General features: G+C 69.7%; 4 protein-coding genes. All 4 read right to left on the bottom strand.

Features of this window, described 5'->3' with window-relative positions; all coding sequences use genetic code 11:
- Positions 1 to 15 precede the first annotated feature (15 nt).
- Positions 16 to 2,826, bottom strand: coding sequence for a hypothetical protein (locus OXG33_09945; GenBank protein ID MCY4114242.1), 2,811 nt, complete (start codon positions 2,824 to 2,826; stop codon positions 16 to 18).
- Between the two features lie 689 nt (positions 2,827 to 3,515).
- Positions 3,516 to 6,332, bottom strand: a complete 2,817-nt coding sequence (locus OXG33_09950) for a hypothetical protein (protein ID MCY4114243.1) — start codon at positions 6,330 to 6,332, stop codon at positions 3,516 to 3,518.
- Between the two features lie 315 nt (positions 6,333 to 6,647).
- Positions 6,648 to 9,524, bottom strand: a complete 2,877-nt coding sequence (locus tag OXG33_09955) for a hypothetical protein (protein ID MCY4114244.1) — start codon at positions 9,522 to 9,524, stop codon at positions 6,648 to 6,650.
- Positions 9,525 to 9,651: 127 nt separating this feature from the next.
- Positions 9,652 to 12,513, bottom strand: coding sequence for a hypothetical protein (locus OXG33_09960; protein MCY4114245.1), 2,862 nt, complete (start codon positions 12,511 to 12,513; stop codon positions 9,652 to 9,654).
- Between the last annotated feature and the right edge of the window lie 237 nt (positions 12,514 to 12,750).

Genomic DNA, 12,750 nt, shown 5'->3' on the forward strand with positions numbered 1-12,750 from the left:
GAAGTGGCGCCCGGCTCAGCTTCCGGGCACGGTGTCATACGTCTCGAATGCCACCTCGCCATCCTCGGTGATCTTGATCCCAAGCACCGGCATCACGGCGGCGTCGCGCCAGGCCCCCGGCTCGTATTCATGCCGCAGGCGAATCACCAGCACCCAGTCGCCCGCGCCCGGCACGGCTCCCGACGACGCCATCGCCGCGAACACGCCGTCGGCATTCAGCGACGCCAGGCGGGAAGTCCGCGCATCGAACTCGTAGGTGTGCGTCGTCGTCGTCACGCTCGACCGGAGCCAGCCGTCGAACCACGCGACGGGCGCCGGCGAGCGTCCGTCGGATGGAAGGGCCAGCGGCAGGGTCCACGGCGAATCGGCGACGGCGAGCACCGCCCAATCCTGGCCGGTCCACCCATCGGGCGAGCGATTGTCAAAGGCCGCGGTGAAGGCGATCCGTCCATCCGCGGCCCGCACGTCGGACACCCGCACGCCGAAGGCCGGCGGGTCAGGCCGCGCGGGCGGCGGCATGATGGGCGCGACCGACCCGCTCGGGGCGTAGATGGCCACGTAGTCGTTCCACCAAATCGGTTGCTGTCCGACGGCGGGAAACATCCACGTCCACGGCTCGACCGCAATCGGCAGGACCAGGAGATCAGGCGTGCGCTGGCCCAACGGCTCCAGCGTCCACGGCACGGGCGTCATGGAATACAAGAGCCCAGTGTCGAGATGGCCCGAGAGCCGCGCGTGCGAGAGAGCCGAGGCAATCCGGAGCTCGTGCAGCGGTGGGGTTTGGGGAGCCACGTACACCACCGTCGATGGCGGGAGCGATCGCAGCGCCGCGAAGGACGCGGGGGTCGGCGGCACGTCCAGCGCCAGGAACGCCGGTCGCACCCGGTAGAGCGCCACGGCACCGTCGCGCACCAGCAGTTCGAACAAGCCGGGATCCGCCAGCCAACGCGCCGCTCGCTCGGGCAGCCGCGCCGCCCAGGCGTCCGTCGCGTAGACATAGTCGATGCCCAGGCGCCGCATGGCCTCCGGCTCCAAGTAGTCGCTGGCATCCAAGTATTCGGGGGACAGCCTGTCGGCCAGGTGGAACACGCCGACGTATCCGGCGTGGTTGGGGCGGCCCGTGACGGCGGTCACCTTCCACTCCGGACGGCCGGGTACGAGCACGCGCGCATCCAGTGCCGTGTGGTCGCGGATATAGGCCGCCACACGCGCGGACACGGCCGGCATCGCCGCCCGTCCGCTCCCGTAGCCGGCGGCGGCCGCGGGCCCCACGACCCCCGCGTTGGCAAGCTCAACCCCTCCGCCAACCGCCGACCCCAGCGCGCGAACCGGCCCCACGACGGTCGGCCAGATGATCAGGCCGAGCAGCAATATGCCGGCGGCCCGGCGCCAGCGGGGCTGCAGCCCCGCCAGGCGGGCGCTGAGCGCCAGCAGCAGCGCGATCAGCGCCAGGTTGCGCGCATTCCCAGCCAAGCGGTCGAGGTCGTGGGGAAACGGTTCATAGTGGAGCAGCAGCCAGGCCACAATCGACAGCATGGCGCCCGCCGCCAGCGCCGTCACGAGGCGATCGCGCCAGGCCAGCAATGCCGCGATCCCCGCCACGACCACCGGCCCAACCGCTAGCAGGCCAACTCCACCCGGATGCGGCTCGAACACGCCGAGCAGCCGCCAGTTGGACGGGGCGCCCTCCCACCAGAGCACCAGCCCCGACGACGCCGAATCAACCAGAAGCCCCGTAAATTTGCCGCCACCGGCCAGCAGCAGGACCACGGCGAGCGCGAGCCCCGCGCCGGGCCGCCACACGGCGCGCCACGCCAGGGCCCGCTCCCGCCAGACCCTTCGCAACTGCGCGGCTTCAAGACCCGCCCACAGCACGAGCACCAGTGGCGTGAACGACGTCGCCAGCAGGCCGACGAAGCCGATCAATCCGCCGAGTGTCAAGGTCGCCGGCCACGACCGCCGCCCGGCATGCGCGGCGCGCTCCAGCACCACGATCGCCAGCGCATACGCCAGCAGGAACCCGGGCGTCCAAATATTGGGCAACAGCCGTTCCCTCCACGACCTGAATTCTGGCTGCCAGTACATCTCCCCCAGCGACGCCCGCAGGCCCGCGTCCGGCCATCCCGCCGGGATGGGAGTCTGCAGAAGCCCGTATCCCACGTCGCCCCGGGTCCACAGCGCGGTCGAGAGCAGCAGCGGCGCCAGGAGCAGCGCGACCCGCCACGACCCACGCGCCGCCAGCGCCGTCACCGTCACCAGCGCGAAGCTCACCCAGGCATAGACGCCAAGCAACTCGTTGACGAAGGCCGGGTCGGGTCCCGTTGGCGGAGCCAGCAGTCCGGCCAGCAGGTCGACGCCGTGGTGATAGTGCAGCAGCATGCCCGGGTTCCACGGCGCCTCCGGCGGGAATCCGCCCGCACGCAGCCAGCCCGACAGTCCCAGGTGCATGTATGGGTCGGTAACGATCACCTGCTGCCGACTGGCGAGGCCCGCCCACGCCAGCGCCAGGACGGCGACGGTGAATCCAGCGACCGTGCGCGACCCCGGGCGAAGGGGGCGGGGTGCGCGCCAGACGAGGATCGCGCCCAGCGCGAGCATGACGCCCCAGCCGATGGCCGCGCCGGCCAATCCCGGCACGACGTAGAGCACGAAATTGACGATCAGGCCCCAGAGCGCGGGGCCGACAACGAGCCCTTGCGCCAGGGCCATGGGCTCGTCGTCCTGCCGCAGCGCCACGCGGACGATGACGTAGCCGATGGCGGCGAGCGCGGCGAACTCCGCAGCCAGCAGCAATAGGCCGGGGACCACCGCCGGATCAACGGTCATTGATCAGCCCTGACCCGACGCTTCCGATCCGGCTAACGACGACGCTCAAATCAGTCCCGGTGCGCGAGGCAACTCCAGGCGGCTCGGGCCCCGCCGTGCCGGCCTCACCGGCGGTCCCTTGCCGAGCGATAGGACCGGCCCGGGGCGAACGTCGGCCAAAGGAATATGGGTGATTTCACTATCCGGGGAAACTGTGGCTGAGTCTGCATTGTTTCATAGATGCATGTATGAACGCAGCGAATGGCACCAAGGCGTATCTTGGGCAATAGCGCGGATTCACCCAGGCTAGTGCCAAGTGTTTACGAATCTAATCTCACGATCCGAGAGGCCAATGAACCTGAATTGACTGTCCTACGGTGCCGCAGGCGGATCGCCAGCACCCAGTCGTCCGCGCCCGCTATGGCTCCAGACGTTGATGCCGTGGAGGTAGTCATTGGCTGCGCGGAATCGCTGTTCGACGAGCCAGACTAGTCCGGCATACGACCACGGGCGGCAGTCGGAATCGGCAGTCTCCGTCACCGCGCCCATTGCGCCCACCAATGGAGCATGGATGCAGCGATCGCGCGGCTTGGCGCTGTCAAGTCGCCGCGAAGAAGGTGGTGCACGCGGAGTCTGAGCCTCGGTCCGCGCCGTGACCATGACGTGTGCCGCAACACCGAGGTGGGCTGGAATCCTAGACGGCGCGTTACTCAGCTACCGGGCAGGGTGTCAAAGGTCTCGAAGGCGATGTCGCCATTCTCGGAAGTCGTGAACCGAAGCACCGGCAGCAGGGCGGCGTCGCGCCACGTGCCCGGCTCGTATTCATGCCGCAGGCGGAGCGCCAGCACCCAGTCGCCCGCCCCCGGTACGGCTCCCGACGACGCCATCGCCGTGAACACGCCGTCGGCATTCAGCGACGCCAGGCGGGAAGTCCGCGCATCGAACTCGTAGGTGTGCGTCGTCGTCGTCACGCTCGACCGGAGCCAGCCGTCGAACCACGCGACGGGCGCCGGCGAGCGTCCGTCGGATGGAAGGGCCAGCGGCAGGGTCCACGGCGAATCGGCGACGGCGAGCACCGCCCAATCCTGGCCGGTCCACCCATCGGGCGAGCGATTGTCAAAGGCCGCGGTGAAGGCGATCCGTCCATCCGCGGCCCGCACGTCGGACACCCGCACGCCGAAGGCCGGCGGGTCAGGCCGCGCGGGCGGCGGCATGATGGGCGCGACCGACCCGCTCGGGGCGTAAATCGCCACGTAGTGCTTCTGCCAAATCGGCTGCTGTCCGACGGAGGGAAACATCCACGTCCACGGCTCGACCACTGTCGGCAGGACCAGGAGATCAGGCTCGCGCTGGCCCAGCGGCTCCACCGTCCACGGCAGGGGCGTCACGAAATGCACGGGCCCGGTGTCGATATGGCCCGACAGCCGCGTGTGCGAGAGAGCCGAGGCGATCAGCAGCCCGTGCACTGGCGGGGTTTGCGGCGCCACGTACACCACCGTCGATGGCGGGAGCGATCGCAGCGCCGCGAAGGACGCGGGGGTCGGCGGCACGTCCAGCGCCAGGAACGCCGGTCGCACCCGGTAGAGCGCCACGGCACCGTCGCGCACCAGCAGTTCGAACAAGCCGGGATCCGCCAGCCAGCGGGCCGCTCGCTCGGGCAGCCGCGCCGCCCACGCGTCCGTCGCGTAGACATAGTCGATGCCCAGGCGCCGCACGGCTGTCGGCTCCAAGAACTCTCGGGCATCCAAGAACTCGGGGCCGAGTTTGTATTCCTGGTGAACCGCGCCGGCAAATCCTGCATGGTTGGGGCGGCCGGTGACGGCGGTTACCTTCCAGGAAGGCTCCACGGTCATCAGCACGCGGGCATCCACTGCGGTGTGGTCGCGGATATAGGCCGCCACGCGCGCGGACACGGCCGGCATGACCTCCCGTCCGCTCGTGTTGATGCCGCCGGCCGCGGGTCCCTCGTCCGCGGCGTTGGCGATTTCAATGCCTTGGCCGAGCGACGATCCCAAGGAGCGAACCTGCCCCACGACCGTCGGCCAGATGATGAGGCCGGCCAGCAACACGGCGGAGACCCGGCGCCAGCGGGGCTGCAGCCGCGCCAGGCGGGTGCTTAGCGCCAGCAACAGCGCGATGAGCGCCAGATTTCGCGCGTTCCCGGCGAAGCGGCTGAGGTCCCCGGGACGCCATTCATAGTGGAGCACCAGCCCGGCCACAGCCAACAGAATGGCGCCTGCCGCCAGTGCCGTCACGAGGCGGTCGCGCCAGGCCAGCAGCGCCGCGATCCCCGCCACGACCACCGGCCCAACCGCCAGCAGGCCAACGCCGCCCGAATGCGCCTCAATATCGCCCAGCAGCCGCCAGTTGGAGGGGTCGCCGTCCCACCAGAACGTCAGCCCCAATGTCGCCGAATCCCCCAGGAGTCCCGAGAGTCTGCCGCCACCGGCCAGCAGCAGGACCACGGCGAGCGCAAGCCCCGCGCTGGGCCGTACCAGCGCGCGCCACGCCAGGGCGCGCTCCCGCCAGGCCCTGCCCAGCTGCGCGGCTTCAAGAGCCCCCCAGAGCCCGAGCACCAGTGGGGTGAGTGACGTCGCAAGCAGACCCAGGAAGCCGATCAACCCGCCGAGCGTCAGGGTCGCCGGCCACGACCGCCGCCCGGCATTCGCGGCACGCTCCACTACCGCGAGCGCCAGCGCATAGGCCAACGGGAACGCAGGCGTCGAAATGTTGGGCAACGTCCGTTCCTTCACCGAAAGGAGTTGCTGGTCACCCGGCCAGAACATCCGCTCCAGCGACGTCCGCAGGCCCGCCTGCGGCCACCCCGCCGGGATGGGAGTCTGCAGGATCCCGTTTTCCACTTCTCCTCGAGTCCAGAGGGCGGTCGAGAGCAGCAGCGGCGCCAGGAGCAGCGCGATCCGCCAGGACCCACGCGCCACCAGCGCGGTCGCCACCACCAGCACGAAGCTCACCCAGGCATAGACGCCAAGCAACTCGTTGACGAAGGCGGGGTCGGGTCCCATGGGCGGAGCCAGCAGGCCGACCAGCAGGTCGACGCCGTGGTGATAGCGCAGCGGTATGCCCGGGTTCCAGGGCGCCTCCGGCGGGAACCCGCCCGCACGCAGCCAGCCGGACAGTCCGAGGTGAATGTAGGGATCGGTAAGGGGCAGTTGCTGCCGACTGGCGAGGGCCGCCCAAGCGAGCGCCAAGGCGGCGACCGTGAATCCCGCGACTGTGCGTGGCTGCATGCGTATGCGGCCACGGGCGCGCCAGGCAAGGAACGCGCCTAGCGCCAGCATGACGCCCCAGCCGATGGCCGCGCCCGCCAATCCCGGAACGACGTAGAGCACGAAATTGACGATCAGGCCCCAGAGCGCGGGGCCGACAACCAGGCCCTGCGCCAAGGCCATGCGCTCGTCGTCCTGGCGCAGCACCACGCGGACGATGACGTAGCCGACCGCAGCCAGCGCGGCGAGCTCCGCGGCTAGGAGCAGCAGGCCGGGGATCACCGCCGGGTCAACGGTCACTGATCAACTCTCAACCGATGCTTTCGACCCGTCGGTCTATGACGATCCAAAGTTTCCTCTTCGCAAGCGGACCCGGGATCCGGGGCCGGTTTGGGCTGACGCAAGCGAGCGGTGCACCCCCTGTCTCGTCGGGTTCGACCGACGAGATGGACGCGAGGCACCGCTCACGACCCATGATGACGTGTCGTATCGGTTGCGGCTAGGGCCGTTTTCCCTGGCTGACGAGTTGGGCCATGTCCGACCCGCCGGCCTCGGAGCGGGAGAGAGCATCGGCCGTCGATGGAGCGGCGGCTGACGATGAGCGAAGCGGATGGCTCAGCCGCGGCGAGCGTTGTCGTAGACCTCGAACGCGATCTCGCCGTCGTCTGCCACCCACATGCGCACCACTGGGACGAAGGCGGCCTCCCGCCAAAGGTTCGGCTGCCATTCATGCCGCAGGCGGATGACCAGCGCCCACGTGCCGGTACCCAGATCGCCTCCCGACGCGGGCAGGGGCGTGAAGGCGCCACGTTCGTTGCGAACCTCGAGGGCGGATGTCGCCAGGTCGAGCCGATAGGTGTGGGTGGTCGCCGCGGAACCCGACGAGAGCAGTCCGTCAATCCACTTCGCGAACACCGGTCCCCGCTCGTGACGAACAAAGCCGGCGGGGATGCCCAACGGCGATTCGAGAAGCGGGACCAATACCCAGTCCTGGCTCGTCCAGCGTTCCGGCGCGTGCTCGCTGTACGTGGCCGTGAAGGTCAAGCGGCCTTGGTTCAGGCGCGCGTCAGTGACCCGGACGCTGACCGGGGCCGGCTCGATGTCCGGCAGCGCCATGACCGGCGGCGCCGCCGAGGGCGACGCGTAGACCACGGCATCCTCGTTCCGCCAGATCGGGCGCCATCCGGCGGGAAACATCCAAGGATCGACGGCCGCCGGCAAGACCACGAGGTCCGGAACATTCACGCCCAGCGATTCCACGGGCCGTAGCGGCGTGCGGAGATGGAGGCCCGCGAGGTTGAGTGCTCCCATTAACTGGGCATCGGGCAGCGCCGAGGCGATCCGGATCCGACTCCACCACGAGGTTTGCTGGTGGAGATAGAGCGTCGGCGACGACGGCAACGCGCGCAGCGCCTCGAACGATGCCGGATGCGGCGCGGCGTCAAGCTGCGGGAACGCCGGACGGACGCGGTAGAGCGTTTCGCCACCGTCCCGCGCGAGAGGCTCGAAGAAGCGCGGATTGTCGAGCCAGCGCACGGCCCGGTCGGGCAAGTCGGCCCGCCATGCATCGGTGGCATGGACGTAGTCGAGTCCAAGCCGGCGAAACGCGCGCGGCTCCAAGTAGTTCACGGCGTCGAGATATTCGGGGCCGGCGACATAGTTCAGGTGGATCTGCTCGGCGAGGCCCGCCGCATTGGGGCGGCCGGTGGCGAGAAAGACGTTGGCGTAGGGCGGTGTGGTGGCGAGCACGCGCGCCTCACCGGACGTGTGGTCCCGTATGCGGGCCGCTAGACGCTCAGACATGGCGGGCAGCTGAAAGCGCCGCGCGGACTCCGGCCCGTCCGACGCCAGCGGCTCCTCGTCCATGCCGTCGGCATTGGCAATCTGGATGCCACTCCCAAGCGCCAGGCCGACGTTTCGCACGGGCCCCACGACCGTCGGCCAGACGATCAGGCCGACGAACAGCGCGGCGGCGGCGGCGCGCCAGCGCAGGCCCAATCCCGTCAAACGGGTGCTCAGGGCGAGCAGCAGCGCCACCAGCGCAAGGTTGCGCGCGTGCCCGGCCACGCGGTCCAAGTCCTTGGGCGCCGGCTCGTGATACAAGGCCAGCCAGGCCAGCGCCAGCAGGCCCGAGCCCGCCGCCAGCGCCAGCACCACTCGATCGCGCCGGGCCAGCAGCGCGGCGACACCCGCCACGACCACCGGACCCACGCCCAGCAGGGCCACACCGCCGGGCCAGCGGTCGAACGTCCCGAGTAGCCGCCAGTCCCCCGGGTCGAGGCTTCTGGACAGTGACAGACCCGACGCCGCGCCGCCGTCGAGGAGCCCGGTGAACACGCTTCCACCCCCGAGCAGCAACAGCACGGCCAGAGCCAGCCCACCGCCCGAGCGGACCATGGCTCCGCCGAGGAGTCCTGGGGTCACCGCCAAACGCATCCAGTCGCGTGGCTGACGCAAACGCCGAGCGAGCGCCGGCCGATCGCGCCAGGATCGCGCCAGGTGCAGGGCTTCCAAACCGGCCCACACGGCGAGCACCACCGGGGCGAACGTCGCCGCCAGCACGCCGATGAATCCGACCAGGCCCGCGAGCGTCACCGCGGCGGGCCACGAGCGGCGATCGGCGTGGGCGGCGCGCTCCACCACCACAAACGCGAGGGCGTATCCCAGCGTGAAGGCCGGCTTCCATATGTCCGCCAAGGCCTGGCCCCAGGGCGTGGCGTTCGGTGGGAAGGCAACCGACGGCCAGTAGATATCCGCCAGCGAATCGCGTAGGCCGGCCGCGGGCAGCCCCGCCGGCAGGGGGATCTCCAACAGGCCGTTGCCCACCCAGATTACGGTCCAGGCGCCATGCGTGAGCAACAGCGGCGCCACCAGCGGCAATGCGAGCCACGAGCCGCGCCGCACGATCGCCGCGACGGCGACCAGGATGAAGCTCGTCCATCCGTAGGCGTCCAGCAGTTCCGACACGAAGGCCTGATCGGGTCCCACGGGTGGCGCCAACAGCCCGACCAGCAGCGAAGGCCCGTGGTGATACCGCACCGGCGTCGCCGGATGCCAGGGCAGTTCCGGTGGAAACGCGCCCGCCCGAATCGAGGACGCCAGGCCCAGTTGGATCGGCCAGTCCTGGATGGTCAAGAGTTGGCGGGTGGCCAGCGCGACCCAGAAGAGCGCCAGGAAGGCAACGGCCAGCCCCGCCGCCGTGCGGGCTCTCGGGCAAATGCGTCCGCGCGCGCGCCAGGCCACGACCGCGCCGATGGCGAGCATGACGCCCCAGCCGACGGCCGCACCCGCCAGCCCCGGAACGACGTAGAGCACGAAGTTTGTGATCACGCCCCAGAGCGCGGGGCCCACGACCAGGCCCTGCGCCAGCGCCATGCGCTCGTCGTCCTGCCGCAGCACGGCGCGGACGATGACGTAGCCGACGGCGGCGAGCGCGGCGAGCTCCGCAGCCAGAAGCAGGAGGCCTGGGACGACCGTCAGGTCAACACGCATGCATCAAGCCTCGCCTGCCGCGTCCGAACCCCCAGCCATGACACCCCTCATGCGCGCACGGTGCGGAGGTCGTTGCACGGCGACTCCGCCTTGGTCGGGATCGACGCGCGCAGGGTCTCGAGAAGGACTATGCGACCGGCGCGCCGCGAACGTCTGCCAATGGCTCATAGGTTACGCGGCCACTCTCGGAGATCCGGATCCGCAGCAGGGGAATGACGGCGGCGTCGCGCCAAGTGGTCGGCTCATATTCGTGACGCAGCCGAAGGGCCAGCGTGTAGCCGCCGGGTCCAAGATCGTCCGCTGAGCTCGCCAGCGGCACGAAATCACCGCGGTCGTTGCGCACTGACAGCTCGCGGGCGCGCGCGTCGAAGCGGTAGGTGTGCGAGGTGGTTGCACTGCCTGCCGACAGCAATCCCGCGAACCACTTGGCAATCGTCGGCTCCGCGCGGCGGCGAAAGACTTCCGTCGGGATGGCCCAGGGCGAGCGGTCGCCTTCGAGGATGATCCAATCCTGGCTGGTCCACCCTTGCGAGGTGCGCTCGTTGAAGGCGGCGGCGAACTCGATGCGGCCATCCGCCACCGTCACATCGCGCACTTCCAGCAGCACCGGCGGCAGATCGCGCGGTGGTCCGGCGGCATCCGGCATCGGAGTATCCAGGATTTGCGGCACCGCGCCGGTGGGCGCGTACACCGCGACGTTGTGGTCGGTCCACCAGATCGGTGTCCGTGCCGAGGGCGGGAACATCCACGTCTCGCCATTCGACGGCAGGACGACGATGTCAGGCGTCTCGTCGGTGAGCGGATCGATGCTCCAGTTCGTGGGCGTGAGCAGGTGGAGTTCGTGGGTATCGACCTGCCCGACGAGCCGGGCGTGGGACAGCGTCGACGCGACGCGAAGCGTCTGGACATCCCGCGGCGGAATCACCAAATACACGGTTGCCGACGGCGGCACGGCCTGACGCAAGGCCTCGAAGGACGCGGGATGGGGTGAAACGTCGAGGCTCGGGAACGCCGGCCGGACTCGAAACAGCCGCTCGCCGCCGTCTCGGACCAGCAGCTCGAAGAACCGAGGATCGCCCAGCCACGCCTGCGCCCGGGACGGCAGGCCCGCCACCCACGCATCCGTCGCACGGACATACTGGATGCCCAGCCGCCGGATGGCGGCCGGCTCGAGATACTTGAGGGCGTCCCAGTATTCCGGTCCGACGTGGAAGAACTGGTGGGTCAGGCCGTAGAAGCCCGCATTGTTGGGGCGGCCGGTGTTGAACTGCACATGCCAGAAGGGCCACGCGGTGTCGAGCACGTGGGCATCCACCGCGGTGTGGTCGCGGATATACGCAGCGACGCGCTCCGAAATAGGCCCCACTCTCAAGCTTCGGCCAAATGCCGCCGATCCGCTTAACGTGCGCTGTCCCGGCTGGGCGTCCGCGAGCAACGGCCCGTGGCCGAGGGCCAGACCGAGGCTGCGCGCCGGTCCCACGACGGTCGGCCAGATCAACAGGACCACCAATACCCCGCTGGCGGCGTAGCGCAAGCGGGGCGGCAAGCCGGTCAGGCGAACGCTGAGCGCCAACAGCAGCGCGATCAGCGCCAGATTGCGCCCGTGACCCGCCAAACGGTCCACGTCAAAAGGGGCCGGCGTATAGCGCAGCCCGAGGTAGGCAAGCGCCAAGACTCCGCTGCCCAGGGCCAGTGCTTGCACCAGTCGGTCGTGCCGCGCCATCAGCGCGGCCGCGCCCGCCACGACCACCGGACCCACGCCCAGCACGGCAATCCCACCAGATCGCGGGTCGAACGCGCCCAGCAGCCGCCAGCCCTCGCCATGCTCATTCCACGCGAGGGTGAGGCCCACCGACGCCGCGCCTGACAAGAATCCCGCAAACCGCCCGCCGGCGAGCAGCAGAACCACGGCCAAGGCCAGACCCGCGGTCGACCGGAGAACAGCGCCCCGCGTCAACGACTGTGCGCACCGCGCGCGCCGGAGATGCACGGCCTCGAGACCCGCCCAAAGCGCGAGCAACAGCGGCGCCAGCGTTGCGACCGACAAGCCGACAAAGCTCACCAGGGCTGCCTGCGTGAGCGTGAATGGCCAAGACCGACCCTTTGCCCGCGCGGACCGCTCCAAAACTATGACCAGCAGCGCGTGCCCCAACGGGAATCCGGGTTTCCAAATGTCGGGGAGTGCGGCTTCACGAAACTGAATCGGCCGGTCGGCCAGCCACGATTGCTCCGGGGATGGCCAGTAGATGTCCATCAACGAGGCGCCGGCCTCCGCCGACGGCACGCCCGCCAGGACCGGAATCTCCAAGAGGCCCTCACCCACCCACGTGAAGGTCCAGGCGCCGGCGGTGATCAGCAGCGGCGCCGTAACCGCGGCGGCGAAGCTGGATGCGCGGTGCAGCAGCAGCGTCGCGATCACCAGGGCGAAGCTCATCCAGACGTACGCGCCCAGCAGCTCGGTGACCAATCCCAGACCGGGCCCAGCCGGCGGCGCCAAGAGCCCGACCAGCAGCGGTATTCCGTGGTGGTAGGGCGCGGGCGCCCCTGGGTTCCAAAACAGCTCCGGCGGGAATCCTCCCGCGCGGATTGAGACCGCCAGGCCCAATTGCACCGTCGGGTCCGGTATGGCTAAGACCTGTCGGCTGGCCAGCGCGACCCAGAAGAGCGCCAAGGCGGCGACGGTGAATCCCGCCACCGTGCGCGGCCGCAGGCGAAGCGGGCGGCGCCCGCGCCAGACGACGACCGCGCCCACCGCGACCATGACGCCCCAGGCGACGGCCGCGCCCGCCAACCCCGGGACGACGTAGAGCACGAGATTTGTGATCACTCCCCATAGCGCAGGGCCGACGACGAGCCCTTGCGCGAGGGCCATGCGCTCGTCGTCCTGCCGCAGCGCCACGCGGGCGATGACGTAACCGACGGCAGCCAGCGCGGCGAGTTCGGCGGCTAGGAGCAGCAGGCCGGGGATCACCGCGGGGTCAACGATCACAGAACACTCGGAACTCCGAAGATCGCAGATTCAAGCCTTCACACTGGCTCAGGCGCCGGCATCACTCGCACACACCTGGTTGCATGTGGCAGCCGGGCGAGGCCTAGCCCGATTCCGCCACAACGTCGACCCACGCTCTCCGCGGACGATCATTCGCTCTCCGGAGATGCCTTCCGCAGCAACATCACATGATCGAGCATCAGGCGCGGCCGGTCTCCGACCTCATGGTTGAAGATC

The sequence above is a fragment of the Chloroflexota bacterium genome (genome assembly GCA_026708035.1).
Classification (GTDB): Bacteria; Chloroflexota; UBA11872; order UBA11872; family UBA11872; genus JAJECS01.

Coding starts and splice junctions, on each gene's coding strand:
- OXG33_09945 (MCY4114242.1), bottom strand. CDS start 2,826: ATGACCGTTGATCCGGCGGTGGTCCCCGGCCTATTGCTGCTGGCTGCG.
- OXG33_09955 (MCY4114244.1), bottom strand. CDS start 9,524: ATGCGTGTTGACCTGACGGTCGTCCCAGGCCTCCTGCTTCTGGCTGCG.